This is a genomic window from Pseudomonadota bacterium, assembly GCA_022572885.1.
Classification (GTDB): Bacteria; Pseudomonadota; Gammaproteobacteria; order Steroidobacterales; family MnTg04; genus MnTg04.
Genome location: JACZVC010000007.1, coordinates 1 through 26,823 on the forward strand (window position 1 = coordinate 1; position 26,823 = coordinate 26,823).

The window sequence follows — 26,823 nt, forward strand, 5'->3', positions numbered from 1 at the left end:
GGGATGCACCCCTCATCGATATCGCGGCTAAGTACCTCGGTATCGACAGCGGTAATGCAGGCCTTGCCGGGCACCGATTCGGTCCGAATCCCAATCTGGGCGCCGGTATAGGAGCGCGCCGGACAACCGAGGCGCCGCAATATGATCGCCATGACCGATACCGCGACTTGCTCGCCAGTGGCCAGCAGAGCATCTAGTTCCCTGGGATCGGGATCGGGACAGGCGCTATTGGCCAGATCGTTCAGCCGGTCGGTGCTGTCCCCCATCGCGGACAGGACCAGGACCACCTGGTGGCCTTGTTCGCGCAGTTCCATGGCGCGCCGGGCGTGGTTTTCCATCAACGCCACCGATGCGACCGAGGTGCCGCCGTATTTCTGAACGATCAGTGACATGTCACAGGTTTGCTCAACTCAGCTCGACACGATCAGTCGCTGAGCGCAGCCTCGACCAGCGAGGAAACACTGGCCAACGCCTCATCCAGCTTCGATGGATCGTTGCCACCGGCCTGGGCGAAGTCGGGCCGGCCGCCCCCTTTGCCGCCGACCGCCTTGGCAACAATGCCAATGATCTGGCCCGCATTGAGGACTTTGAGTTGATCCTTGCTGACCCCGGCCGCCAGGCGAACCTTGCCGTTATCGGCCGCGCCCAGAACCACGACCGCGCTACCGAGCTGGTTCTTGAATTGATCGACCGCGTCCCTGAGTGCTTTTGCATCTGCGCCATCGATACGCCGGGCCAGCACTTTGACCCCCCGCACATCCACTGCCTCGCTGACCGGGTCCGCGCCCTGCCCGCTGGCCAGTTGCTTGCGCAGCGTGGCCAGCTCTTTTTCGAGCTGGCGGTTGCGTTCGACCAGGTTCCGCACCTTGCCGGGCAGTTCCCCGCGCGATGCCTTGAGCATTCCGCCCAGCGCATTGCTCGCATCCTCTTCCGCCTGCAACCAGGCCATGGCGCCCTCGCCGGTCAGCGCCTCGATCCGGCGGACACCGGAGGCCACGCCGGTTTCCTGGGTAATCTTGAAAAAACCGATATCGCCGGTGCGCCGAACGTGGGTGCCGCCACACAGCTCGGTCGAAAAATCGCCGATGCTCATGACCCGCACCTGGTCGCCGTATTTCTCGCCGAACAAGGCCATGACGCCGGCGCCGATCGCATCGTCATAGCTCATCGTCCGGCTCTGTGCCTCGGTATTTTTCCGGATTTCGAGGTTGACCCGGCTCTCGATCTCGACCAGCTTCTCCGCACTGAGTGGCTCGAAGTGCGAGAAATCGAAGCGCAGCCGGTCGGGTGCGACCAGCGATCCTTTCTGGGTTACGTGATTACCGAGCAAAGTTCGCAATGCCGCATGCAACAGGTGGGTGGCCGAGTGATTCAAGACTATGTCATTGCGTCGCCCGGCATCGACCGCGGCGGCAAGCTGGTCGCCTTTTTTGATGCTGCCTTTGGCGACCGTGCCGACATGCACGATGGCATCGCCGGATTTCCGGCAATCCTCGACCCGAAACTCGACGCCTTTCGCGCCCAGCACACCAGTATCGCCGACCTGGCCACCGCTTTCACCATAGAAAGGGGTGCTGTCGAGCACGATCTCGCCTGACTGGCCCTTGCCCAGCGTATCGGCCGGTCCGTTTTCATCGAAGAGCGCAACGACCCGACCGTCGTTGGCCAGTGATTCATGACCGGTGAATTCGCTTGTTACATCCAATTCGATCGCCTGTTGCCGTTGCTGACCAAACTTGCTGGCCGCCCTCGCCCTGCTGCGCTGGCCGTCCATCGCCTGTTCGAAACCCTCGCGGTCGATGCTCAGGCCTTTTTCCCTGGCGATATCGGCGGTCAGGTCCAGCGGAAAACCATAGGTATCATACAACTTGAACACCGTGTCGCCGGGAATCTCCTTGCCCTCGAGCCTGGCAATCACTGCTTCCAGCAAGCCCATGCCCTGGCTCAGGGTCTCGGCGAAACGCCGTTCTTCCTGGAGCAGCATTTTCTCGATGTGTGACTGGGCTTTTTTGAGTTCCGGGTAGGCTTTACCCATTTCCTTGACCAGCGGTTTGACCAGTTTGTGGAAGAACGGCTCTTCCATGCCGAGCATGAAGCCGTGGCGGATCGCACGCCGGATGATCCGCCGCAATACATAGCCGCGGCCATCATTGGCCGGCAGTACGCCGTCGCAAATCAGGAAACTGCAGGCGCGGATATGATCGGCGATCACCTGCAGCGAGTTGTTGCCCAAATCCTTGGTGCCGGTCAGTTTTGCCGCACACTCGATCAGGTTTTTAAACAGGTCGATTTCATAATTGTTGGTCGTGCCCTGCATGACCGCGGCCATGCGCTCGAGACCCATGCCGGTATCCACGGACGGTTTGGGTAATGGCGTCATTTCACCATCGGCGGAGCGGTCGAACTGCATGAACACGAGGTTCCAGATCTCGACATAGCGATCACCTTCTTCGTCCGCCGAGCCGGGCGCGCCGCCGCTCACATCCGGGCCATGATCATAAAAAATTTCACTGCAAGGCCCGCACGGCCCGGTTTCGCCCATCGCCCAGAAATTCTCCTTCATCCCCAGACGGGTAAATCGCGCCGGGTCGACGCCGATGTGCTGCAGCCAGATATCGGCCGCCTCGTCGTCTTCTTCATAAACGGTGACCCAAAGGCGCTCGGCCGGCAGTTGCATGTCTTTCGTCAGGAATTCCCAGGCGTATTCGATCGCTTCTTGCTTGAAGTAATCGCCGAAACTGAAATTGCCCAGCATTTCGAAAAAAGTGTGATGCCGGGTAGTATAACCGACGTTTTCCAGGTCGTTGTGCTTGCCGCCGGCACGCACGCAGCGCTGCGAACTGACCGCCGTTTTATAGCGACGTTTTTCCTTGCCGGTAAAGACGTCCTTGAACTGCACCATGCCGGCATTGGTAAACAGCAGCGTCGGATCGTCGCCAGGCACCAATGAACTGCTGGCCACGATCTCGTGGCCCTTGCCGGCAAAAAAATCGAGGAACGCCTGTCTGAGTTGCGCGCTGTTCATTGCTGTCCTGGGCTAATCATCCTGTGGGTCGTCTGCCATGGCCGTCGCCGCGCGGATCTGCTCGTGGCTGAATCCGCGATGCTGGAGGAAACGCGACTGGCGTGCCTTGTCCTTATAACTGCCCGGTGCGCCGCTGCCAAATTTCCTGCACCGTACATCGCGGGCCAGATCCCGCCAGTTCACGGCCAACGCCGCGATCGCTGTTTCGATCAGTGCTGCCGACACGCCGCGTTGCCCCAGCTCCATACGAATCCGTACCGGCCCCTGGCCGCGTTGCATTCGGCTGTGAGAATAACTTTCCGCGAAGCGCCCGTCACTTTGCAGGCCCTCTGCGCTCAGCCGGTCGATGACCGACTCCAGCGTCCGCGGCTCGATGTTTCGCCGGCCGAGTTTGTCGCTCAGTTCCTGCCGTGAATGTTCACGGCGCGCCAGCAGGTTCATTGCCAACCGCCGGGCGCTTGCTTCGTCCAGCGCTTCTGCCGCGGGCTCAGGCTTCCTTTGCCAGTTCATTCGGCGCTTCGGTCTCGACCTCCACAACCTTGGTCGGCAACAGCTTGGTGCGCAGCGCTTTCTCGATTTCGGCCGCCGCCTCGGGATTATCCATCAGGTAACGGCGGGCATTTTCCTTGCCCTGGCCAATCCGTTCGCCGTTGTAGCTGTACCAGGCCCCCGCTTTTTCGACCAAACCATTGGCCACGCCCATGACGATCAATTCGCCCTCACGGGAGATTCCCTTGCCATAGTGGATCTCGAATTCGGCGGTCCGAAACGGCGGCGCCACCTTGTTCTTGACGACCTTGACCCGGGTCTCGTTGCCGATGATTTCGTCGCCTTTCTTGATCGCGCCGATGCGGCGAATATCAAGACGGACCGACGCATAGAATTTCAGCGCATTGCCACCGGTCGTGGTCTCCGGGTTGCCGAACATCACGCCGATCTTCATACGGATCTGGTTGATGAAAACGACGATTGTGTTCGAGCGGCTGATGTTGCCCGCCAGCTTGCGCAATGCCTGCGACATCAGGCGTGCGTGCAGGCCAACGTGATGGTCACCCATGTCGCCTTCGATCTCGGCCTTCGGGGTCAATGCCGCCACCGAGTCGATGACGATAATATCCACCGCGCCTGAGCGCACCAGCATGTCGGTGATCTCCAGCGCCTGCTCGCCGGTATCCGGTTGCGAGACCAGCAGCTCATCGATATCGACGCCGATATGGCCGGCGTAAACAGGGTCCAGTGCGTGCTCGGCGTCCACGAAGGCGGCCGTGCCGCCGAGTTTCTGGCATTCCGCGACGATTTGCAGCGCCAGCGTCGTTTTGCCGGACGCTTCTGGGCCGTAAATCTCAACCACCCGTCCCCGGGGAACGCCACCGACACCCAGCGCAACGTCCAGCGCGAGCGAACCGGTCGATACCACCTCAATGTCCCGTATCGCGCCGGCATCGCCTAGGCGCATGACCGAACCTTTACCAAACTGCTTTTCGATTTGCCCGAGTGCCGCGGCCAGGGCTTTCTTCCTGTTGTCGTCCATTACTCACCTGTCGTGTCGCCCCCGGGATCCAGAAGCGATCCCGGAAAAGACTCATTATTCCACATTATGCTCCGCTAAACAGCCGGGTTTGTCGGTCTATCCCACTGTTTGTGCGGGCCGTTCCCGCGGCCGGCGGCAATCAGGGGCCAGCGCTGCAGAACCCGGTACACGGGGCCGCCGGAACGGGTCTTGGACGACACCAGGACAAAATCGGCCGGCGTCCACAGGACGCCCTCGGGCGCAGGCAGATCGAGCCTCGCAGTGACTTTGCGCGCCAGCGTCAGGTGCGGCTGGTAAGGCCGCGGGTCTGGTTTGAGGCCGCAGGACTCGGCCACGTCCCATAACCGGCCCACCAGCCGTTCGAGCTCGCCGGGCACCGCGGCCGACGTCAGGTAACACACCTGGGCCCGGCGGAAAAAGCCCCAGCGATCGAGCAGCAGATCGAAACGGCTTGCCTGGACGCGACCGGCGGACCTTGCCACGCACTGGTATTGCCCATCCGGCACATTACCAAGGAAAGCCAGCGTGATATGGATATTGGCGGTATCGACCGTTCGCGCGCCGGCTTCGCTGAGTTTCCGGCGTGCGTGGCGGGTCACTTCGGCAAGCCGGGAACGCTGGGCCTGGTCCGGCCACAGCGCGAAGAACAGCCGTTGGGCGGGTTCGCTCACCGGCGGCGTTTCACAATTTGAGCAGACCCTTCAGTGCGTTGCCGACCGCGTAACGGCGAATCTGCTCACGATCGCCCTTGAAAAACTTGATCCTGGCGCTGCTCTCCACCGCCTGGCCGCGCCGCGACGACCAACACATCCAGACCGTGCCGATCGCCTTACCGTCTGGCGAGGCATCCGGGCCGGCGACGCCACTGACGGCTACCGCCACGTCGGCCTTGGCCCGGTCCAGCGCGCTTTCGGCCATTGCGGTCACGATCGGCTGGCTGACCGCGCCCTCGGCTTCAAGCGTGTTGATATCGATCCCCAGCAAATCGCGCTTGGCAATGTCGGCATAAACAGAAAAACCGTACTCGAACCATTGTGAACTGCCGGGCACATCGGTAATGGCCTTGGCGATCCAGCCACCGGTGCACGATTCAGCGATCGTCAGCTTGCGGCCGCTGCTTTTCAAATGCCGGCCAACCTTTTCGGCCAGTTCATAAAGCTCTTTGTCGTTGTACATTTGCCATCCTTCATCCTCGGCCGGATCTCAATGCCGATTCAGAACTTCCCTGTAGACCTCCAGATTACCCTGCACCATCGCGGAAATCGAAAACCGGTCCGCCACGTACCCGGGCCCCGCAGCTCCCAGCCGTTGCCGCAATACCCCGTCGTCGAGCAAGCGGCGTATTGCGCGGCTCAACTGCTCCACGTCGCCGGCGCTAACCAGCAGACCGCTGATATCCTCGGCCACCGCTTCCGGCAAGCCCCCGACCCTGGTGGCAATGACCGGTACGCCGCAGCTTTGCGCCTGCAACGCCGCACCGCAAATCCCTTCGGTCAGCGCCGGGTGCAGCGCGATGGCGCAACACGGCAAAATTTTCTCCAGGTCGTCGCGAAATCCCAGCAGCCGGACATGCTCCGCCAAACCGCGCTTTTCGACTTGCTCTGCCAGCGCCTCCTTTTCCGGGCCACTGCCGCAACAAAGCACCTGCAGATCGGGGTGTTTTTCAAGCACCGCTGGCAGGGCGTCGAGCATGATGTGATGACCCTTGCGATGGATGTATTGCGCGACCATGGCGATGACGATCGTCTCCTCGGCGATACCGAGATTCGCTGCCAGCCAGCCGCGATCGGGATCCGGCTTGAACCTGCGTTGGTCGACACCGCTATGTACCAGTCTCAGGTGGTCCTCGGGCACGCCTTCGGCCAGCAACACATCGCGGATACCATCGGCAACCACGATCACCTTCTGGTAAAGGCGGTATTTCAATCGTGCCAGCCAGCGATTTTCCGCATTGTCGACGCGCCGCGATACGATCACCGGGACGCCATGCAGGCGGGCCGCAATCGCGGCCAGGGGGTCGGCGCCGCGCCGGCTGTGGACATGAACCAGGTCGGGTTGTTCTGCTTTCAAGACCGCCTTGAGCCTGCCGATGAAGGCCAGGTCCAGATCGCCGGCCATCGGCAGCGCAACCACCGAACAGTCTTTTGCGGCGTTATCGGAGACCGCGCTGTTTTCGGTGCAAACCAGCACATTGGCAATGCCCAGCCGCCCCAGGCCGTGGATCAGGTAGAGAACCTGCTGCGCGCCGCCCCACAGGTGCCGGCCGGTTTCTACATGCAGTATTTTCATGGCCGCGGCCTTGCGAGATCCGGCGCCAGTTCGCGACAATGCTGCAGCACATCACCGACCGCCAGATTCTTCATACAGGTGTACGCTCCGTTACAGGTCGGCCGCCTGCGGCAAGGGGCGCAATGCATATCGCGATAAAGGACCTCGACATTGTCCTGGGTGGTCACGGTATAGGGCCGGGTCGAGCCAAACAGCATGACGGTCGGCCGGTTGAAGGCGACACCCATGTGCCCGAGACCCGTGTCGACGGCAACCACCAGCTCGCTGCCGGCAACCAGCCCGGCCGCCTCCGCGATGGTGGTCCGGCCCGCCAGGTTCAACAACCGCCCGTTTCTGTTTGCGCCGGCCAGATCAACGATGCGGCGAGCCGCGGCCTCATCCGCCTTGCCGCCGAGCAACAGCACCGGCCCCCCCGACTGCTGACACAATGCGCTCCCGAGTTCCGCCCAATACGCTTCCGGCCAGTGTTTTTGCGGCCGGGTGGTAAAAGGGCAAAGGGTGAGATACGGGCGAGACACGTCCAGGCTGGCGAGCAATCGCTTGCTCGCCGCGCGCTGCTCACCATCGAGCTCGAGCGTGGGCTCGAAAGACCCGGTGACCAGGCCAAGCGCCCTGGCCAGGCTCAGATACTCCGAACTGATCCGGCTGTTGTCGGGGTTGGCGGCCACCGCCTGGTCCAGTAGCCAGTGCGAGCGCTCCTTTGATTTGAGACCGATGCGATGCCGGGCGCCGGACAGCCTTAGCAACAAAGCGCTCTTCAACAGTCCCTGTGCATCGATTCCCAGGTCAAAAGCAAAGCTTTTAAGATACGCGCCAAAAGACCGTACCGCGCGCAGCAACGACCACAGTTTTTTCTCGCGCCAAAGCGCCGCCCACTCATTCCTGGGCCAGACCAGAACCTCGTCGACCGCCGGGTGGCCGGCCAGCAAATCGCGCCATTCCGGCTGCACCAGCCAGCAGATTTTCGCCATCGGGTAGGTTCTTTTCAGCGCCGAGGCAAGCGGCGTCGCCATCACGATATCGCCCATGGCGGATAAACGGACGATGAGTATGGAATCGGGACGCATCTGGTTTCGGCGCGGACGATCTTTCACCACGCCATCATCCCATATTTTTGCAAGTTATCCTTGCGATTTGCCAGCACGCGAGGCGCCGACTAGCATGCATTGCCTTGAAACCGACCAGCGACAATCACCCGTGAGCAGCGCCGCCGCCGAAAAACACACGCCGATGATGCAGCAGTATTTGCGCATCAAGGCCGAGCATCCCGATTTGCTGATGTTCTATCGCATGGGCGACTTTTACGAGTTGTTTTTCGATGACGCGCGCCGCGCATCGAGGCTGCTCGATATCGCCCTGACCTCACGCGGCAAGACCGCGGGACAGGCAATACCGATGGCCGGCGTGCCGGTACATGCCCTCGATAACTACCTGGCCCGCCTGGTCAGGCAGGGAGAATCGGTGGCCATTTGCGAGCAGATCGGCGACCCGGCCACGGCGAAAGGCCCGGTCGAAAGAAAAGTCGTGCGTATCGTGACGCCGGGTACCGTGACCGAGGATTCGCTGCTGGAATCGCGACGCGATACGCTGCTGGCCTCGGTATACCGTGACCAACGCGGCTACGGTCTGGCCTGGCTGGATATCAGCAGCGGCCGCTTTTGTGTTTGCGAACCGGTGGGCGAGAGCGAGCTGGCCGGCGACCTGGAACGTCTGCGACCGGCGGAACTGCTGATCCCGGAGGATCTGGAATTACCCGCCGTCGCCGGCAAGCAACCGGGTACCAGGCGGCGACCGCCCTGGCATTACGACCAGGAAACCGCGATCGATCTGCTCTGCAGGCAATTCGGCACCCGCGATCTCAGTGGTTTTGGCGGCGACGTCCTCGGTCCGGCGCTGTGCGCGGCCGGGTGCCTGTTGCAGTACGTTGCCGACACCCAGCGCAGCGCGGTACCGCACATCAGGAGTCTGCGCGTCGAAACGCGCGACCAGGCGCTGGTCATGGATGCCGCGACCCGGCGCAACCTCGAGCTCGAATTCAGCCTCAGTGGCGATCACAAAAAAACCCTGGCCGGGATCATGGATCATTGCGCCGGCGCCATGGGCAGCCGCCTTTTGCGCCGCTGGATCAACCGGCCGCTGCGCGACCCGTCGATACTGGAAGGCCGTTACCAGGCGGTGGCGGAACTGGCGGAAACCAACGCTCACCGCGACAGCCGCGAGTGTCTTGCCGGTGTCGGCGACCTGGAACGAATTCTTGCACGGATCGCGCTGAAATCGGCCAGACCCAGGGACCTGGCGCAACTGCGGGACAGCCTCGGGCGACTGCCCCGCCTCGGCGCGATCCTGGCGAACGCGAAAGCCGATCTGCTGCGCCGCTTGCGCGGCCTGGCCGGAGAACACCCCGAAACCCGCGACTTGCTGGAACGCGCCATCATTGAAACGCCGCCGGTACTGATTCGCGATGGCGGCGTGATCGCCACCGGCTACGACGAAGAACTGGACGAACTACGCTCGCTGAGCGAAAACGCCGATCAGTTTCTGCTCGACCTCGAGGCCAGGGAGAAAGCAAGAACCGGTATCCGCGGACTCAAGGTCGGCTACAACCGCGTGCACGGTTATTACATCGAGATATCGCGTCTGTATTCGGACCAGGTACCCGCCGAATACACGCGCCGGCAAACGCTGAAATCGGCCGAGCGATTCATCACCGGAGAACTCAAGGCCTTCGAGGAAAAAGTCCTGAGCGCCAGGGAACGCTCACTGTCCAGGGAAAAACAGTTATACGAGGAATTGCTGGAGACGCTGGGCGAGGTGTTGCCTGCTTTGCAGGACAGCGCCAGTGCGCTGGCGCAGATCGATGTGCTGGGCAACCTGGCGGAACGGTCGATCACACTGGACTTGTGCCGCCCCGAACTGCGCGATCAGCCAATATTGCAAATCACGGACGGCCGCCACCCTGTCGTCGAACAGGTCCTCGATGACCCCTTTGTACCCAACAGCCTCGACCTCGGCGAACAACGCCGCACGCTGGTGATCACCGGACCCAACATGGGCGGCAAATCCACCTATATGCGGCAAACCGCGCTGATCGCGATCCTTGCCCACATCGGCAGTTTCGTGCCGGCCAAAAGAGCGGTCATCGGACCGCTGGATCGTATATTCACCCGCATTGGCGCGGCAGATGACCTGGCCGGTGGCCGCTCGACGTTCATGGTCGAGATGTCGGAAACGGCAAACATCCTGAACAACGCAACGCGTTGCAGCCTGATTTTGCTGGATGAAATAGGCCGCGGCACCAGCACCTTTGACGGCCTGTCGCTGGCCTGGGCGAGCGCCCATTATATTGCGGAACATATTGGCGCGTTTACCCTGTTCGCCACCCACTACTTCGAACTGACCGACCTGGCCAAGGAATTGCCAAGCTGCCACAACGTGCACCTGGACGCGATCGAACACAACGGCAAACTGGTCTTCCTGCACAGCGTCAGGGAAGGCCCGGCCAACCAAAGTTACGGACTGCAGGTCGCCGCGCTGGCCGGGATGCCGCAACGAGCGATCCGCCATGCCCGGCAATACCTGGAAAGACTGGAACAACAGCAACTCAGGATGGCCGGGCGCGACGGCCAGGCCGAACTGGCGCTGGCGCCGCCGGCAATGGACGAGCCCGAACCCGACCCGGCGACCGAGCTGTTGCAAACGATCGATGCGGATGGCCTGACCCCACGCCAGGCGCTGGACCTGGTTTATCGCCTGAAACAGATGATCGAGAAATAATGCGGCTATCGCCCGGGCGATATGCAGACCCGTTAAAATTTTCCGTTGCGTAGAAAATCCGCGGCCCGGTCGGCGGCCTGACGCGAGAAATAGGACGTCGTGTGGGTCTGGTCGGGCATCTCCAGGATTTCTTTTGCACCGGGCAAACGCGTTTCATCGGCAAATACGATGCCGTCGTGCGTCGCATCCATGCTGCCGAGGATTTTCCCCGGTCCCCGTGGCTTGGTGGCGATAATGACGCCGATCTCGCGCTCACCGCGGTAAGTCATCGGTTCCCGGCCATGCGCCTGGGTGATGCTGCGCCCAAGAGCCATCCCGAGCAGAGGGATTCTAGCGAACCGTTTACCCGACTCGGAATGGGCAAATGGCGAGCCGATAGCCACCACGCGCCCCGGTGGGTCGAAGTCGTGGCGATTCAGCATATTGACGACGACGAGGCCGCCCAGGCTATGTCCGACCAAGTGCACAGTGTGTTCATCGAGGGCCTGGCAGTAATCGAACAGCCGGTCCGAGTTATGATCGAGGGAGCTCAGCATAGACCAGTAGTCGAAGGTATAAACCGGGCAATGCATGTTTCGGCGCAGGTGCCCGGCCATCGGCAACGAGGTAAACCCGTGCATCCACAATCCATGGACAACAACAACACATTGGTCGGCAGGATTCACTCGACCGCCAACCCGTTACTGCGGTTTTTCCTCAGCCTGCGGGCGGCGAATGCGTATGCCCAGTTCGCGCAATTGCTGCTCATCGGCAACGCTTGGAGCGTTGGTCAGCGGACAATGTGCGGATTGCGTTTTCGGGAAGGCAATCACTTCGCGAATACTGTCGGCACCGGCGAGCAGCATCACCAGCCGGTCGAGGCCAAAGGCGATGCCGCCGTGGGGCGGGCAGCCGTAGCGCAGAGCCTCCAGCAGGAAACCGAATTTTTCGCGGGCTTCGTCTGCGCCGATACCCAGCAACTCAAACACGGCTGTCTGCATCTCGCGATCATGAATACGCAACGAGCCGCCACCGACTTCAGATCCGTTCAACACCATGTCGTAAGCGCGTGACAGCGCGTTTTCGGGATCGGCTTTCAACGCCTCGGGGTCGGGGTTTGCGGGCGCGGTAAACGGATGATGCAATGCGTTCCAGCGCGCATTCTCCGAGTCGCGTTCAAACATCGGAAAATCGACAACCCACAGCGGCCGCCAGCCTTCCTCGATCAGACCGAGGTCACGACCGAGTTTTTCGCGCAAAGCCCCCAGCGCATCGTTGACCACCTGTGCCTTGTCCGCGCCGAAAAACAGCAGGTCGCCATCTTCGGCGCCGGTCCGTTCGAGCAGATTGTCGACCACGGCGTCCGGCAGGAATTTGAGGATCGGCGACTGTAAACCCTCGCGGCCTTTGCCGGCCTCATTGACCTTGATATAGGCGAGCCCGCGAGCGCCATAGCGGCCGACAAAGGTGGTGTAGTCGTCAATCGCCTTGCGCGTCAGCTGGCTGCCGCCCGGGACCTTGAGTACCGCCACGCGGCTATTCGCATCCGCGGCAGGGCCTGCGAATACCTTGAATTCGACGCCAGCCATCAAGTCGGAGACTTCGACCAGTTCCAGCGGTATGCGCAGGTCCGGGCAATCGGTCCCGAAGCGCTGCACCACCTCGGCGTGGCTCATCCGCGGAAACGGATCGGCCAGATCGACATCCAGAATTTCCTTGAACAACTCGCGAATCATCACTTCCATCAGGCCCATGATGCCCGCCTCGTCCATGAACGAAGTCTCGATATCGAGCTGGGTGAACTCGGGCTGCCGGTCGGCGCGCAGGTCCTCGTCGCGGAAACAGCGCACGATCTGGTAGTAGCGATCCATGCCCGACATCATCAGTAGCTGCTTGAACAGTTGCGGCGACTGCGGCAAGGCAAAAAACTGCCCCGGGTGGGTCCGGCTGGGTACCAGGTAATCGCGGGCGCCTTCCGGCGTCGCGCGCGTCAGCATCGGGGTTTCAATGTCGATGAAGCCGTTGTCATCGAGATAACGGCGCAACGCGCGCGTGACCTGGTGACGCATGAAAAACCGGGCCTGCACCTTAGCCTTGCGCAGGTCGAGATAGCGATAGCGCAAGCGCAACTCTTCGTTGGCATGCTCGTCATGATGAAACGGCGGCGTGTCCGAGGTGTTCAGGATGGTCAGTTCTTCGGCCAGCAGTTCCACCTGGCCGGTCGGCATTTTCGGGTTGGCGGTACCCTCGGGACGCCGGCGTACCCGGCCTTTGACTTGGAGCACGTACTCCCCGCGCACGCGCTCGGCCAGTGTGAAAATCTCCGGCGCATCCGGATGGAAGACCACTTGCAGCAATCCTTCACGATCCCGCAAATCGATAAAAATGACGCCCCCATGGTCACGACGGCGGTGGACCCAGCCCGAGACTTCCAGGGTCTGGTCTATATGGCTTTCATTGACCTGGCCACAATAATGGCTGCGCATGCTGATTATCCGTTGCAGCGGCGTTTGCCGCCGTGTAAAAGACGCAAAATTCTAGGGTCTGGCCGGTTGGCTGGCAAGCCAAATCGGTTGATTGCAGGTCTGCCAGCGGCCGGCAAGATTTTCCGCCAGGGCGGTCTTCAGGCAGACGACTTGCCGGCGGTGGATTTTGCGGCGTCGCCGGCGCTTTTCCCCGCTGCCGATTTGCTGTCGCCGGACTTTTCGGACGCGGCCTTTTTTTTGTCCGCAGGCGCACCCTTGTTGTCGTCACCCGCCAGGTTGCGTTGACCCCCTGTCTTGAAATCGGTTTCGTACCAGCCCTTGCCCTTGAGCCGGAATCGCGGCGCCGACACCAATCGTTTCAAACTCTGCTGGCCACACGATGGGCAAGTCAGCAACGGCTCGGCACCGATCTTCTGTAAGGCATCGAGACTGTGCGCGCACGCCTTACACTGGTATTCGTAAATTGGCACTGACGGCTCCTTGAGGACCGAGGGCATCGAAAGATAAGGCCTTGGCGTCGTTTTTCAAGTGCTTAGCGCCATCAGCCGATTCGCAGCATGAGCTGGTCCAGCCACCGGGTCGGCAACAAACGCTTTAAGACGGCCGTCAGCTTGGCCGGCGTAGTCACCCGGTAGCGAGCTTTCGGTTTTGTGCTGGTCATCGCCTTGAGCACGACCGCGGCCACTTTTTCCGGTCCCAGCGCAAATTTTGAAGTCGATTGCCCACGCTGGTAACGCTCATGCATTTTCTGGTATGCCTGCTGGTGGGCACTGCCGGCGGCCGTAATCTCCTCCGTGAACAGGCTGGTTGCGGTGTTCCGGAAATGGCTTTCAATCGGGCCGGGCTCGACCAGCGATACGAAAATTCCCGAGCCTATCAGTTCCAGGCGCAGCGTGTCGCTCAGCCCTTCAAGCGCGTATTTGCTGGCGTTGTATGCGCCGAAATACGGCAGCGCGACGAATCCCAGCATCGAGCTGATCTGCACGATTCGTCCGCTACCCTGTTCGCGCATCATGCGCAGGGCATGACGGGTCAACTGGTGGCAGCCGAACACATTGACCTGGAATTGCTTCTCCAGCGTTTCCCGGCTGATATCCTCCAAAGCGCCTGGCTGACCGATGCCGGCATTGTTGACCAGGCCAAACAGTTTCCCGTCGCAAGCCTGGTCCACTTCCACCATACAATTGCGTACCGACTGAGCATCGCTGACATCCAGGCTGATCGTCTCAAAACCGGCATGCACAAGCTCTTCGATATCTTCGCGGGTACGCGCAGTGGCAAACACCCGAAACCCCTCATCCTTGAGCAAATCGGCGCTCGCCCGCCCAATACCGGAGGAGCAACCCGTCACCAGTACGCTTTTGTTATAGTCGCCTGCCATTGCTTTCCGTTCCTCAGTCAATAAGCCCAAAAAGCCAGTAATCGCGATGGATCCCACCGCCGAAGAGCGCCTGCAACAAGCCAACCGTCTGCAGCAACAAGGACGGCTGGAAGATGCCGCCGGATTGTATCAGGCTCTGGCGAGCGAATACCCCCGTGACCCACAAAGCCGGTTCGGGCTGGCCATGATAGAGGTGTCGCGAGCTAATCCATCGATCGCGGTCGGTCATCTCCAATCGGTTTTGCAGATTGCGCCGGAGATGGCTGCTGCGCGGCGCTGGATGGGGCGCTGCTTGCGTGTCCTGGGCAAAAACGATGAAGCCGTCAGGTGTTTCGAAGCCTGTACCGACGAGGCAAGTTGCGATCCACGAGAACTGCTTGAGCTGGGCGAGGCCCGGCTGGCAGCGGGACACACGGACCGGGGACGCGCCACCTTGGAAAATTTTGTCGATCAGTCCGAAGATCATCCCGAAGCTATGCTCGACGCCGGCCTGAGCTACCACCAGGCCGGTCTGCTCGATGAAGCCGCGGCGCAATACCGGATGGCTTTGGACCGGGAGCCGAAGTTGCAACTGGCGCGACGCAACCTGGCGGCCGTTTTCCAGGCCCAGGGTCGTTTGGATGAAGCCGAATCACTGTACCGGCAGGTGCTCGAGACGGAGACCGGCAACCACGAAGTCTGGCAAAACCTGGGCACTTTGCTAAAAGACAAGGACCAGCTTGCCGATGCACTGAACTGCTACGAGCGAGCCATGCGCTTGTATCGGTTGCCCTGTCCCGGCGATCTGGCGAAAGTGCTGCAGCAAAATCCCGAGGCCAGGCTGACATCCTTACATCATCTGAAGTTGCAGGCCGAACAACTGGAATACCTGGGCGCCCGGGGCCGGCTGTCTCCGGCCAATGCCGGTCTGGCCGGCCGCTACCGCGAAGTTATTGCGGAAATCGAGGCAACCAGACCTACTTCACACCGAATCGTCATGAACGAAGAGCAATTCAAACGCATCGGCCCGACCAATGGCCGCCTGATGCACCTGACCCCGGCCAACACCGTGCCCGGGGGGGCGCTCAATCCTGATCTGGACTTTGCGGGCATCGACGGAAGCTATCGCGCACAAAGCCCCGGTCTGGTGGTTATCGACAATTTCCTGAAAGCCGATGCGCTCAAGCGGTTGCGCGATTACTGCCTGGAATCCACGGTCTGGTTTGATTTCCGCAAAGCCGGCGGCTATTGCGGCAGTTACATGCAGGACGGCTTTGGCAATGACCTGTTGATGCAACTGGCCGGTGAACTGCGCGAGAAACTGCCGGAAATCCTGGGGCAACACCCGCTGAACCAGATGTGGGGTTACATTTATGACAGCGAGATGAGCGGGATCACGGCCCATGCCGATGCCGCCGCCGTCAATCTCAATTTCTGGATCACGCCCGATGAGGCCAACGAGGACCCCGCAAGCGGCGGCTTGATTGTCTACACGAAAGAGGCGCCAGTGGAATGGGATTTTGACAAGTACAATAATGAGTACGACGCGATCGAGGCTTTTGCCAAAGGATCAGATTCGGTGGTCGTGACTCATCGCTGCAACCGCGCGGTACTGTTTCATTCCAACCTGATCCACAAGACCGACAACATCCGTTTCAAAACCGGCCTGGAAAATCGTCGAATCAACATCACAATGTTATTCGGCCAGCGCGCCCGAGTGCCATCGATACTGGGGGAAATCAATCTAGAAACCTGAGCCGTTCTTTTGTCGCGGGAAATACAAGCGGCAACCGTAACTGTGAGATTTCGCCCGCCTGTGCGTCCAAGCATTACAATCGCCCGTGAGCTCGCAATATTCGAGACAGGTCATGTGGTTTTTTACTTCGGGGACGTTAGGGTGGTAGCCCTGTTTCTGCGGATTAAAGGGATACTGTGACGTACAAGCGGCAAGAAATAGAATTATACCGATTAACGATTTCATAGCATCCTCCGAATATTTACCCCCTTATGGTTGCCATCTGGATAAAAGGGTGTTCCCGATTACCCAATTCGATATTAAATACTTTTGAGAAATGAAGTCGTTGAGCTGCGTCACAAACCCACTATTTTTTTGCGCATATGAGCAATGCACAATCAATGATTGAAACGTGAATTTTGCGTAATGGTCGGATTCTACCCCGTTGCCACCGGCGGTTGAGTTAAGGCCGTGGATTCCCCCGGCGGTTTCGTCGCGGACAGAGCTTCAGCGGAGCTGAGACTTCATAGCCTCTTTCTTGGCCCTCTTCGCTGCCTTCCTTTCTTTAGGCGTCATCGTCGGTTGCTTCTTGCCTTCTTTATTCGGGCTGCGGTCTTTGGACATACTGTTCGCTCCTTATCCATACCACTTCAGACCCATTATACGTTGGAATGGCTACTGGTCGCATCGGGCCTGAAGGCCCTCCTGCACCTTAATCTCAGAGCGTCTCCATCGGTTTGAAAGTGGGATTTTGGCTTGTCTTCGCAAATGATCAGTACCCCCTCTCCAGGTCAACCACCGACAACATCGGTTCGCCGGCGATGTAGCGGCGCAGGTTTTCCTTGACCAGGATCCAGCGGCGGTCGGAAGACTTGTCGGAACTCGCCGATACGTGCGGCGTGATAATGACCCTCGGCAGGGTCCACAATTCATGATCCGAGGGCAGCGGCTCGGGGTCGGTCACATCGAGCCCGGCGCCCGCCAGTTCGCCATTTTTGATCGCCGCGACCAGGTCGTCGGTCACCACGCTGCGGCCGCGGCCGATATTGATGAAATAGGCGGTCGGTTTCATCGCCTTGAAAAATGCGGCATCGAACAGACCGGTCGTCGCCGGCGTCAGCGGCGTCACATTGACGATCGCATCGGCTTTGGGTACCAGCCCCATCAGTTCATCGGCCAGCCCGACATACTCGACAAACTCCGGTCCTTCGCGACGGCTGTTGCGGGTCGCGATCACGCGCATACCCAAAGCGTGGGCTTTCCTCGCCACCGCGGTGCCGATGCCGCCCAGCCCGACCACCAGCATGGTCCGGCCCGGCAGCTCCCAGCGGCTCGGGTCGGAGCGGTCCCGGCCGCAACCCCAGCACGACTGCGCCCGCTGCATCGCGGAACTGTCAAGGCGCCGGTTCAACGCCAGCAACAAGGCGATCGTGTGTTCCGACATGGCCGGCCCGTAAAGGCTTCGCGCGTTGGTCAGCAGCACGCCCCGCTCCTGCAAAGTATTGTCCGCGACACATCGGCCAACGCCGGCGGACATGGACTGCACCCAGGTCAGCCCGATACCGGCCTTGATCGCGGGCAGCAAACAAAAACCCACGAAAACCTGGGCATCGGCAATCTCCCGCATGATCGCATCAGGGTTTGCCGCGGCAACCAGTTCGACTCCGGGTGCGGCCTCGGCCAGCCAGTCGATGCGCTGCTGCGAGTCGGTCAGCACGACGATTTTTGCCGGCATCCGCCAGTTGGGCAGGTCGCGGCTCGCGGTATTGCTTGCCCGCAGTCCGAGGCTGGCAATCAGTTCGGCGGCATCGGCGCTTTGTGCGTGCGCATCGTCAGCGGATACACAATGAATGGCGAGCAGGATGGCCAGCAGGCCCGGGAGTTTCAAATGCATGGACGGCTACCTCCAGTGGCTAACCGGATTTAAGCACACTCCGCTCAGTTTAGCGGCGTATCAACTGCTGAAGCTTAATCCGTCCTTGCCGGCATCGACCTTGATCGTGGTACCTGGACCGAAATCTCCGGCGAGAATCCGCTGCGCGAGCGGATTTTCCAGTTGCTGCTGGATCGCACGCTTTAGCGGCCGGGCCCCGTAAACCGGGTCGAAGCCGGCGTCGGCGATCCGGTCGCTGGCTGCATCGCTCAGCTGCAGACCGATATCGCGCTCGTGAAGCCTCTTGGCCAGGTGAGCGACCTGGATATCCACGATGGCGCGAATATTCTCTCGCGACAGCGGATGGAACACGACGATATCGTCCACCCGGTTGATGAACTCCGGCCGGAAGTGCTGGCCGAGGATTTCGAGCACCTCGGTTTTCATCTGCGCGTAATTCGCCTCGCCGCTGAGTTCCTGGATGCGCTGCGAACCAAGATTGGAGGTCATCACGATCACGGCGTTGCGAAAATCGACGGTGCGTCCCTGGCCATCGGTCAGCCGGCCGTCGTCGAGTACCTGCAGCAGGATATTGAAGACATCCGGATGCGCTTTTTCGATTTCGTCCAGCAGGATCACCGAATACGGCCGGCGCCGGATCGCTTCGGTCAGGTAACCGCCTTCTTCATAACCGACATAGCCTGGCGGCGCGCCGATCAGCCTGGCAACCGAGTGCTTTTCCATGAACTCGGACATGTCGATGCGCACCATGGCGTCTTCGGTATCGAACAGGAACGCAGCGAGCGCCTTGGTGAGTTCGGTCTTGCCTACGCCGGTCGGCCCTAGAAACAGGAAGGAACCATTGGGCCGGTTCGGGTCTGACAGCCCCGCGCGCGATCGTCTGATCGCATCGGCCACCGCGGTCACCGCTTCCTTCTGCCCGACCACCCGCCTGGCGATCTCCGCCTCCATCCGCAGCAGCTTGTCTTTTTCTCCTTCCAGCATCTTGCTGACCGGGATCCCGGTCCACTTGGACACGACATCGGCCACTTCGTCTTCGGTGACCTTGTTGCGCAACAACTGGAGTTCCCGGGACTCGGCTTCAGCCGCCTGTTCGAGCTCGGCTTCGAGTTGGGGGATCCGCCCGTACTGCAGTTCGGATGCCCGCGCCAGGTCCTGCGCACGATGCGCTGTTTCCAATTCCGTGCGCGCGCGTTCCAGTTCTTCCTTGATGTGCGAAGCGCCCTGCACGAGCGCCTTCTCCGCCTTCCAGATTTCCTCCAGATCGGAATACTCGACTGCCTTCTCTGCGATCTCCTTTTCCAGGTCTGCAAGCCGCTTTTTCGATGCTTTGTCGGTTTCCTTTTTCAGTGCCTCGCGCTGAATTTTCAACTGGATCAGCCACCGTTCCCTGCGATCCAGTTCTTCGGGCTTGGAATCTATTTCCATGCGGATCAAAGAGGCGGCCTCGTCGATCAGGTCGATCGCCTTGTCCGGTAGCTGCCGGTCGCTGATATAACGGTGCGACAACGTCGCGGCGGCGACGATAGCCGGGTCGGTAATCTCGACGCCATGGTGTACTTCGTATTTCTCTTTCAGGCCCCTGAGTATCGCAATGGTATCTTCCACGCTCGGCTCATCGACCAGCACTTTCTGGAAACGCCGTTCCAGCGCCGCGTCTTTCTCGACATGCTTGCGATACTCGTCCAGCGTCGTGGCGCCGACGCAATGCAGTTCGCCGCGCGCGAGCGCCGGCTTGAGCATATTGCCGGCATCCATCGATCCTTCCGCCTTGCCGGCGCCGACCATCGTGTGCATCTCATCGATAAACAAGATGATCCGGCCTTCCTGTTTGGCCAGGTCATTGAGAACGGCTTTCAATCGTTCTTCGAATTCTCCGCGAAATTTCGCACCGGCGATCAGCGCGCCCATGTCCAGCGACAGCAGGCGTTTGTCACGCAGGCTCTCGGGAATCTCGCCGTTGACGATGCGCTGGGCCAGGCCCTCGACGATCGCGGTCTTGCCGACACCGGGTTCGCCGATCAGGACCGGGTTGTTCTTGGTCCGTCGCTGCAATACCTGGATGGTGCGGCGAATTTCGTCGTCGCGGCCGATCACCGGGTCCAGCTTGCCTTGTTCGGCCAGTTCGGTCAGATCGATGGTGTATTTTTGCAGCGCCTGACGAGTATCTTCTGCATTGGGGTCACTGATGGTCTGACCACCGCGCAGATCGTCGATCGCTTTTTCCACGGCGCCCTTGACCACACCGCAATCGCCCAGCAGTTTGGCAAGTCCGCTTTTCCCGCCCAGCGCCGCGAGGACAAACATCTCGCTGGTAATAAACTGGTCGCCGCGGTCCTGAGCGAGCTTGTCCATGACATTGAGCAAGCGATTCAGCTCATTGGAAATATGCACCTCGCCGGGCGTCCCTTCGACCTGCGGCAGCCTGTCGACCGCCTCGCCCAACTGAGACCGCAGCAGGTTGACATTGGCGCCTGCCTTGGTGAGCAGGTGCCGTACGCTGCCGCCTTGCTGATTAAGCAACGCGATCATCAGATGCACCGGTTCGATAAACTGGTTGTCGCGACCCAATGCCAGTGACTGGGCATCGGCCAGCGCAATCTGCAGCTTGCTGGTTAATTTGTCCATTCGCATAGTGGATACCCCGGCAAAAAGCGGCCTGGCGCAAAGCTCTCAGCGCCAGGCTCTGATTGCCTGTTAAATGGGGGTTCTGACGAACTAAATCAAGTTATTGGCGGCGAGCCCTAATGGACCACCTGGTGGGTCGTGGCGACGACAAACACGCCGACACCGATCAACAATGCCTGCAGCAAGCTGGCCCTGACTTCGACATTGCGGTGCAAGCCGGGGATCAGATCGGCAACGGCGATATACAGAAAACTCGATGTGGCGATGGCCAGGACATAGGGCAACAATTCCGTGGCCTGATCGAGCAAAACCCAGCCGGCGATGCCTCCGAGGACCGAGGTCAGGCTGGCCAGCAAATTCAGGGTGAATGCCTTGCCTCTCTTCAAGCCGGCATTAAGCAGGACCGCGAGATCGCCCACTTCCTGCGGAATTTCATGTGCGATCACCGCAATTGAGGTTACGACACCGAGGTGAATATCCGTCAGAAAAGCGGCGGCAATCAACAATCCATCGAGAAAATTATGAATCCCGTCGCCGACCAGGATCATCACCCCGGATGCGCTCGCCCGGTGCTGGTCGCTGGGCCCGTGCGCTTCGCAGTCGTCGTGGTGACAGTGACGCCAAAGCACCAGCTTTTCGAGCAGGAAAAATACCAGGATACCGGTCAGTACGGTCGCACCGATTCGATGGTAACTGTCGACGCCGGCGCCATCCAGCGCATGGGGCAGCAGGCCGAGTAATGCCGCTGCAAGCAAGGCGCCGGTCGCGAAACTCACGAGGTGAGGTAAAAGGCCGGTGCGCCGCCGACTCGAAAACATCAACAGGACGCTGGCCGCCAGTGCGCTCAGCACACCGCCGAGGAAGGTAAAAAAGACTATCCAGGCCAGCACCGGCATTTAACCCAATCCCCCAAAAGTTTTATTGATTACGGACCGGCTGATTGTAACGATGTATGGCCGGCAAGGCACAACGCATATCTTGTTGTCACTGCAGCCAGATCATGCACGCCTGGCGCCCGCAGCGGTCTTCGCGCCGGTAAGAAAAAAACCGCTGCACATCGGTGAACGTGCAAAAAGTTCCGCCAAACACGCTAACCCCCCGCGCTTCCAGGATATGGCGCGCCAGGCCATACAGGTCCATCTTCCAGTGACTGGTATCGTCCTCGGCGAAGGAAGTCGCGCTGGCCTGGCTTTTCTCGACAAACGCCTGCCTGACCTTCGCGCCGACCTGGTAGGCAGCCGGCCCGATCGCCGGCCCCAGCCAGGCGAGCAGTTGTGGTCCGTCGCGGGACATTTTTTTCAATGCCGCTTCGATAACGCCACCGGCCAGGCCCTGCCAGCCAGCATGTACCGCGGCGACCTGCTTGCCGTCGTCGCTACACAGCAAAATGGGCAGACAATCGGCGCTCAGAATCGCACAAACCTGGCCTGGCCTGCTGCTAACCGATGCATCGGCGGCAACCGGCATTGACTCTGACGCAAGATCGACAACGCGGTTACCGTGCGCCTGTGGCAACCACCGAGGCTCTGCCGGCAAACCGGCAAAGGCGCGCAAGCGCTTCCTGTTTTCGGCGACATTGTCATCGCGGTCACCAACGTGGCCCGCCAGATTCAGGCTGGAAAATTCTCCCCGGCTGACGCCGCCGATGCGTGTAGTCGCGAAGGCACGGATATTCCCTGGCGCCGGCCAGTCCGGAATAATCAGCTCGATTCCGATCACGTTCGCGCTCCGTCCTTGTTGGCCGCGTCCTTGCGCAGTACCTGGATCAATGCAGCTAAATCGCCGGGGATTTCAGCACTCCAATCCAGCGCTTTCCCGCTGCGCGGGTGGGATAAAGCCAGGCGACCTGCGTGCAGGGCCTGGTGGCTGAATTTACGCAGGATATCTGCGAGTTCTGCACTGGCGCCTGCCGGTATGGCCAGTCGGCCGCCATAGACAGGATCGCCGATCAGGGGATGGCGCAGGTAAGCGAAATGCACACGAATCTGGTGGGTGCGCCCGGTTTCGAGGCTGACCCGAACATGGCTGTGCCCGCGAAATCGTTCGATCACGCGATAATGGGTGACTGCATTCCGGCCTGCGGGTCTAACGGCCATCTTCCGGCGGTCATTCGGGTGGCGATCGAGCGGCTGATCCACGGTCCCGCCCGCGGTCAGCACACCCAGGCAAACCGCCTGATATTCACGGGTAATCTCCCGGAGCGCCAGCATATCGCTGAACTGTTGCTGGATTTCGGCATCGCGCGCAACCAGCAGCAAGCCGCTGGTACCCTTGTCCAGCCGGTGGACGATCCCCGCCCGCGGCATTGCTTCCAGCCGCGCGTCAAAATTCAGCAAGGCATTGACCAAGGTGCCATCCGGGTTGCCGGCGCCTGGGTGCACGACCAGCCCGACCGGCTTGTTGATCACCAGAAAATCATCGCCCTGATCCACGATCTCCAGCCGGATGTCCTGTGGCCGATCGACAGTTCGTGGCTCCAGAGACTCGCGAATCAGCACCTGCTCGCCACCGGTCAGCTTCTGTCTCGGGCGGGTCGTCTTGCCATCCAGGAGAATATCGCCGCTTTCTATCCATTGCTTGATGCGGCTCCGCGAAAACTGCGGAAACAATCGGGCCAGGACCTGGTCTAAACGAAAACCTGCCTGATCCGACGGTATTACCAGATTGTGTTCACGGCTTCCTGTCACTGCATCCCGACCGACGTGGCTGAACCCCGCGCAGTTTACGGTATACTCCGTGCCCCCGCTAAGCACGTAGGAAAAAATGTGGCTGATTTGAACAACATAGTTCGCTGGTTGATCGTCTTGTTGCTGGCCGCAACGCTGAGCGGCTGCGGCGGCAGCCCGCAGGAAGTCGACCCGAACCTGGGCGCAATAAAGCTGTACGAAAAAGCAAGACAAAGCATGATTACCGGAAATTTCAGCAATGCAATCATGCGATTTGAGCGACTGGAAGGCCGTTTTCCTTTCTCTAACCAAACCAAACAAGCCCAGCTCGACATCATTTTTTGCTATTACATGAACCGCGAACCCGACGCGGCGGTCGACGCGGCCGATCAGTTCATCCTGGAGAATCCGACCCACCCGCGTGTCGATTACGCCAATTACATCAAGGGCATGGTCTTTTTCCCCAAGAAAACCAACAAGTTTTTCCGGTTGTTCAAGGTTGACCCGACCGAACGTCCGCCGAGCTCCGCACGAACTTCTTTCGAAAATTTTCATTACTTGGTGACGAATTTTCCGGATAGTCCTTACACGGCCAATGCCCGGCAAAGGATGATTTATCTGCGCAACTACCTGGCCAAATACGAGTTGCACGTTGCGAATTACTACATGGATCGCGGTGCGTATGTCGCGGCGCTAAAACGTGCGCAGAACGTAATGGTCGAATACCAGGGCACGACGTCGGTAGCCGATGCGCTTGGCGTGATGATCGATGCTTACGAAAAGCTCGACCTGCACGAGATGGCGCAACAGACGCGCCAAGTTTTGCAACTGAACTCCGGCCGGTTGTCCGGCGCGATGTCGAGCACCACCAGCCCAGACTAGCTGGCCTTGTACCCCGATGTGATCGGATAACGCCAGTCGCGTCCAAAAGCGCGGCTGCTGATGCGCACACCCGGCGGAGCCTGGCGTCTCTTGTATTCGTTGCGCTGGACCATTGCCAGCACCTTGCCGACTATGGCGCGCTCAAAACCTCGTTCGCAAATCTCGTCCACCGACAGGTTTTCCTCGACCAGCGCCTCGAGTATTGGATCGAGAATATCGTAGGGCGGCAGATTGTCGCTGTCTTTCTGACCTGCGCGCAGTTCCGCAGAAGGTTCGCGGGTCAGCGCGCGCTCCGGTATGACCGGGCCCAGCGAATTGCGATATCTGGCCAGTTCATAAACCAGGGTTTTTGAGCAATCCTTGATCGGCGCAAACCCACCGGCCATGTCGCCGTACAAAGTGGCATAGCCGACCGCCATTTCGCTCTTGTTGCCGGTGGTCAGGAGCATTTTCCCGGTTTTGTTCGATATCGCCATCAGGATGATGCCCCGGCTGCGAGCCTGGATGTTTTCCTCGGTCGTATCCTCCGGCAAACCCGCAAACAATGGCCCGAGAGTATCGAGGACGCTGCCGAAAATATCCTCGATCGGCAATACGTCATACTGAACTTCCATCGTTCGCGCCTGTTCGGCGGCATCCTCGATGCTGATATCGGCGGTGAAGCGCGATGGCATCATGACTGTCTGCACCCGGTCGGCACCCAGCGCGTCAACGGCGATGGCAAGAGTCAATGCCGAGTCGATCCCACCGGAAAGACCGATGACCACGCCGGGGAAACCGTGGTTAATCACATAGTCGCGAACGCCCAGGACGATGGCTCGGTATGCGCTTTCGGTTGGCCCCAGGTCCGCGCAAATTTCCGCCGGCGCCACTTCCACCCCGTCCGCTCTGGCGCGCAGTTCCAGCGGATAGACGCCTTCTTCAAACTGGGGAGCCTGAAACACGGTCTCGCCCTTTGCGTCGAGGGCCATGGAACCGCCGTCAAACACCAGTTCATCCTGGCCACCGACCAGGTTCAGGTAAATCATGGGAATCCCGCTGCCGCTGCTTCGTTCCGCCAGCAACGCCCGCCTCCTGGACTGGCTGCGAATCTCGTACGGAGAGCCATTGGTGATGATCAGGGCCTCAGCGCCGATATCACGGGCAGCTTCGGCGGTACCGTCGTGCCAGATGTCCTCGCACAACGCCAGACCCAGCCTGATACCGCCAATATCGATGATCTTTGCTTCGTCCCCGGCCAGGAAATAGCGTTCTTCATCGAACACCGCGAAATTGGGCAGATATCGTTTCCGGTAATTCACGCTCTGCTTGCCTTCGCCGATCAGGGTCAGCGAATTGTAGATGCCGTCTTCGGTGTACTCGGGATAGCCGATCAGGACCTGGACGCCTGCCAGTTCCGCCACCAGCTTAGCCAGGCCGTTGGCGACCTGTCGCCTCAGCCCCTTGTGGAACAGCAGGTCCTCCGGCGGGTAACCGGTCAGCGTGCATTCGGGAAATACCACGAGCTGTGCGTGCAACTGGTCGCGAGCACGGTGGGCGGTCTCGATGACCCGCCGGGTATTGCCCGGCACATCGCCCACGGTCATGCTGATCTGCGCCAGCGCAATCGTTATTTGCCTGGACCCGGAACCTTTATCGTTGGAGGGTTTATTCATTGCTCGCCGATTGTTGTTTCCGCAGACAGCGGCGCAAGTCTGTCAGCCACCCAGTCGCTGCAACATGGCGCTGCCCATCTCCGCAGGCGAACGCACCGTGGTAACGCCAGCCGCATTCAGCGCCTTGAATTTTTCCTCCGCGGTACCGGTCCCGCCGGAGATGATTGCCCCGGCATGACCCATGCGTTTGTCTGGAGGCGCTGTCACACCAGCAATGTAAGCGACCACCGGCTTGCTGACATGTTGTTTGATGTAAGCGGCCGCGGCTTCTTCGTCGGTGCCACCGATCTCACCCACCATGATAATACCTAAGGTCGCCGGGTCCGCCTCAAACAGTTCGAGACAGTCGATGAAATTCATCCCCCGAACCGGGTCGCCGCCGATACCGATGCAGGTCGTCTGGCCAAGCCCGTTGCAGGTGGTCTGATAAACCGCTTCGTAGGTCAGCGTTCCGGATCGCGACACCACGCCAACCTTGCCCGGCTGATGAATAAAGCCCGGCATGATGCCTATCTTGCACTCGCCCGGCGTAATGATGCCCGGGCAATTTGGCCCGATCAGCCGGCAGTCATAATCGTTCAGCGTGGCCTTGACCCGCACCATGTCCAGGACGGGAATGCCCTCGGTGATGCAAACCACCAGCTTGATGCCGCCATCGGCAGCTTCCAGGATCGCATCGGCGGCACAAGGCGCCGGCACATAGATCATGCTGACCTCAGCTCCTGTTTCCGCAACGGCCTGGTGTACCGTATCGAAAACCGGCAGGTCCAGGTGAGTCTCGCCGCCACGGCCGGGCGTTACCCCACCGACCATGCTAGTCCCGTATTCGATGCTCTGACGGGAATGAAAGCTGCCCTGGCGCCCGGTAAACCCCTGGCAAATGACCTTGCTGTCTTTATTAACGAGTATGCCCATTGCT

Annotated in this window: 22 protein-coding genes; 3 read left to right on the plus strand and 19 right to left on the minus strand. The window is 60.2% G+C overall.

Annotated elements, in window-relative coordinates; all coding sequences use genetic code 11:
• The 8 genes from IIA05_03775 to waaF all read right to left on the minus strand — a co-directional run.
• On the minus strand, positions 1–392 hold a 392-nt coding region (locus IIA05_03775; protein MCH9026222.1), incomplete at its 3' end, for an aspartate kinase.
• Positions 393–424: 32 nt separating this feature from the next.
• The gene (gene alaS / locus IIA05_03780) at positions 425–3,025 is read right to left on the minus strand and encodes an alanine--tRNA ligase (protein ID MCH9026223.1); all 2,601 of its coding nucleotides are present in this window, start codon (positions 3,023–3,025) and stop codon (positions 425–427) included.
• Between the two features lie 12 nt (positions 3,026–3,037).
• Entirely contained in the window at positions 3,038–3,535 is a 498-nt protein-coding gene (locus IIA05_03785; GenBank protein MCH9026224.1) for a regulatory protein RecX, read from the minus strand.
• Entirely contained in the window at positions 3,513–4,556 is a 1,044-nt protein-coding gene (gene recA, locus IIA05_03790) for a recombinase RecA (GenBank protein ID MCH9026225.1), read from the minus strand. The genes IIA05_03785 and recA overlap by 23 nt, the downstream gene beginning before the upstream one ends.
• Positions 4,557–4,630: 74 nt before the next feature.
• Positions 4,631–5,227, minus strand: a complete 597-nt coding sequence (gene thpR / locus IIA05_03795) for an RNA 2',3'-cyclic phosphodiesterase (GenBank protein ID MCH9026226.1) — start codon at positions 5,225–5,227, stop codon at positions 4,631–4,633.
• A gap of 10 nt (positions 5,228–5,237) precedes the next feature.
• Positions 5,238–5,732, minus strand: a complete 495-nt coding sequence (locus IIA05_03800; GenBank protein MCH9026227.1) for a nicotinamide-nucleotide amidohydrolase family protein — start codon at positions 5,730–5,732, stop codon at positions 5,238–5,240.
• Between the two features lie 27 nt (positions 5,733–5,759).
• A complete protein-coding gene (locus IIA05_03805) occupies positions 5,760–6,845 on the minus strand; it encodes a glycosyltransferase (protein MCH9026228.1) in 1,086 nt (361 codons plus the stop codon).
• Entirely contained in the window at positions 6,842–7,912 is a 1,071-nt protein-coding gene (waaF, locus tag IIA05_03810; GenBank protein MCH9026229.1) for a lipopolysaccharide heptosyltransferase II, read from the minus strand. The genes IIA05_03805 and waaF overlap by 4 nt, the downstream gene beginning before the upstream one ends.
• Positions 7,913–8,075: 163 nt before the next feature.
• On the opposite strand from waaF, the gene mutS reads away from it, so the two are divergent.
• Positions 8,076–10,619 carry a DNA mismatch repair protein MutS gene (gene mutS / locus IIA05_03815; GenBank protein ID MCH9026230.1) on the plus strand — a complete coding sequence of 848 codons (2,544 nt, stop codon included), beginning with the start codon at positions 8,076–8,078 and terminating at the stop codon, positions 10,617–10,619.
• Positions 10,620–10,651: 32 nt separating this feature from the next.
• Here the strand turns inward: mutS and IIA05_03820 are convergent, their stop codons facing one another.
• The 4 genes from IIA05_03820 to IIA05_03835 form a co-directional block, all read right to left on the minus strand.
• Complete coding sequence (locus IIA05_03820; GenBank protein ID MCH9026231.1) at positions 10,652–11,239, minus strand: alpha/beta fold hydrolase; 588 nt, start codon at positions 11,237–11,239, stop codon at positions 10,652–10,654.
• 60 nt (positions 11,240–11,299) lie between these two features.
• A complete protein-coding gene (aspS, locus tag IIA05_03825; protein ID MCH9026232.1) occupies positions 11,300–13,084 on the minus strand; it encodes an aspartate--tRNA ligase in 1,785 nt (594 codons plus the stop codon).
• A gap of 137 nt (positions 13,085–13,221) precedes the next feature.
• Complete coding sequence (locus IIA05_03830; GenBank protein MCH9026233.1) at positions 13,222–13,554, minus strand: zinc ribbon domain-containing protein; 333 nt, start codon at positions 13,552–13,554, stop codon at positions 13,222–13,224.
• Between the two features lie 71 nt (positions 13,555–13,625).
• Positions 13,626–14,465 carry an SDR family NAD(P)-dependent oxidoreductase gene (locus IIA05_03835; protein MCH9026234.1) on the minus strand — a complete coding sequence of 280 codons (840 nt, stop codon included), beginning with the start codon at positions 14,463–14,465 and terminating at the stop codon, positions 13,626–13,628.
• 46 nt (positions 14,466–14,511) lie between these two features.
• Here IIA05_03835 and IIA05_03840 point away from each other — a divergent pair, with 46 nt between their 5' ends.
• The gene (locus IIA05_03840) at positions 14,512–16,200 is read left to right on the plus strand and encodes a tetratricopeptide repeat protein (GenBank protein ID MCH9026235.1); all 1,689 of its coding nucleotides are present in this window, start codon (positions 14,512–14,514) and stop codon (positions 16,198–16,200) included.
• 751 nt (positions 16,201–16,951) lie between these two features.
• Here IIA05_03840 and IIA05_03845 read toward each other — a convergent pair.
• The 5 genes from IIA05_03845 to rluD form a co-directional block, all read right to left on the minus strand.
• Positions 16,952–18,073, minus strand: coding sequence for a D-2-hydroxyacid dehydrogenase (locus IIA05_03845; protein ID MCH9026236.1), 1,122 nt, complete (start codon positions 18,071–18,073; stop codon positions 16,952–16,954).
• Between the two features lie 60 nt (positions 18,074–18,133).
• Positions 18,134–20,701 (minus strand): ATP-dependent chaperone ClpB, encoded by a 2,568-nt coding sequence (gene clpB, locus IIA05_03850; GenBank protein ID MCH9026237.1) that lies wholly within the window; start codon positions 20,699–20,701, stop codon positions 18,134–18,136.
• A gap of 116 nt (positions 20,702–20,817) precedes the next feature.
• Positions 20,818–21,597 (minus strand): ZIP family metal transporter, encoded by a 780-nt coding sequence (locus IIA05_03855; GenBank protein ID MCH9026238.1) that lies wholly within the window; start codon positions 21,595–21,597, stop codon positions 20,818–20,820.
• 88 nt (positions 21,598–21,685) lie between these two features.
• A complete protein-coding gene (gene pgeF, locus IIA05_03860; protein MCH9026239.1) occupies positions 21,686–22,411 on the minus strand; it encodes a peptidoglycan editing factor PgeF in 726 nt (241 codons plus the stop codon).
• A 5-nt stretch (positions 22,412–22,416) separates the two neighbouring features.
• Positions 22,417–23,358 carry a 23S rRNA pseudouridine(1911/1915/1917) synthase RluD gene (gene rluD, locus IIA05_03865; GenBank protein MCH9026240.1) on the minus strand — a complete coding sequence of 314 codons (942 nt, stop codon included), beginning with the start codon at positions 23,356–23,358 and terminating at the stop codon, positions 22,417–22,419.
• 108 nt (positions 23,359–23,466) lie between these two features.
• Between rluD and IIA05_03870 the strand changes: the two genes are divergently transcribed.
• A complete protein-coding gene (locus IIA05_03870; GenBank protein ID MCH9026241.1) occupies positions 23,467–24,249 on the plus strand; it encodes an outer membrane protein assembly factor BamD in 783 nt (260 codons plus the stop codon).
• Here the strand turns inward: IIA05_03870 and IIA05_03875 are convergent.
• Entirely contained in the window at positions 24,246–25,904 is a 1,659-nt protein-coding gene (locus IIA05_03875) for an NAD+ synthase (protein MCH9026242.1), read from the minus strand. The two genes, IIA05_03870 and IIA05_03875, sit on opposite strands and share 4 nt — an antisense overlap.
• A 42-nt stretch (positions 25,905–25,946) precedes the next feature.
• Entirely contained in the window at positions 25,947–26,819 is an 873-nt protein-coding gene (sucD, locus tag IIA05_03880; GenBank protein ID MCH9026243.1) for a succinate--CoA ligase subunit alpha, read from the minus strand.
• Positions 26,820–26,823 lie beyond the last annotated feature (4 nt).

Coding starts and splice junctions, on each gene's coding strand:
- alaS (MCH9026223.1), bottom strand. CDS start 3,025: ATGAACAGCGCGCAACTCAGACAGGCGTTCCTCGATTTTTTTGCCGGC.
- IIA05_03785 (MCH9026224.1), bottom strand. CDS start 3,535: ATGAACTGGCAAAGGAAGCCTGAGCCCGCGGCAGAAGCGCTGGACGAA.
- recA (MCH9026225.1), bottom strand. CDS start 4,556: ATGGACGACAACAGGAAGAAAGCCCTGGCCGCGGCACTCGGGCAAATC.
- IIA05_03800 (MCH9026227.1), bottom strand. CDS start 5,732: ATGTACAACGACAAAGAGCTTTATGAACTGGCCGAAAAGGTTGGCCGG.
- IIA05_03805 (MCH9026228.1), bottom strand. CDS start 6,845: ATGAAAATACTGCATGTAGAAACCGGCCGGCACCTGTGGGGCGGCGCG.
- waaF (MCH9026229.1), bottom strand. CDS start 7,912: ATGCGTCCCGATTCCATACTCATCGTCCGTTTATCCGCCATGGGCGAT.
- mutS (MCH9026230.1), top strand. CDS start 8,076: ATGATGCAGCAGTATTTGCGCATCAAGGCCGAGCATCCCGATTTGCTG.
- IIA05_03820 (MCH9026231.1), bottom strand. CDS start 11,239: ATGCACGGGTTTACCTCGTTGCCGATGGCCGGGCACCTGCGCCGAAAC.
- aspS (MCH9026232.1), bottom strand. CDS start 13,084: ATGCGCAGCCATTATTGTGGCCAGGTCAATGAAAGCCATATAGACCAG.
- IIA05_03835 (MCH9026234.1), bottom strand. CDS start 14,465: ATGGCAGGCGACTATAACAAAAGCGTACTGGTGACGGGTTGCTCCTCC.
- IIA05_03840 (MCH9026235.1), top strand. CDS start 14,512: ATGGATCCCACCGCCGAAGAGCGCCTGCAACAAGCCAACCGTCTGCAG.
- IIA05_03845 (MCH9026236.1), bottom strand. CDS start 18,073: ATGCATTTGAAACTCCCGGGCCTGCTGGCCATCCTGCTCGCCATTCAT.
- clpB (MCH9026237.1), bottom strand. CDS start 20,701: ATGGACAAATTAACCAGCAAGCTGCAGATTGCGCTGGCCGATGCCCAG.
- IIA05_03855 (MCH9026238.1), bottom strand. CDS start 21,597: ATGCCGGTGCTGGCCTGGATAGTCTTTTTTACCTTCCTCGGCGGTGTG.
- IIA05_03875 (MCH9026242.1), bottom strand. CDS start 25,904: ATGAATAAACCCTCCAACGATAAAGGTTCCGGGTCCAGGCAAATAACG.
- sucD (MCH9026243.1), bottom strand. CDS start 26,819: ATGGGCATACTCGTTAATAAAGACAGCAAGGTCATTTGCCAGGGGTTT.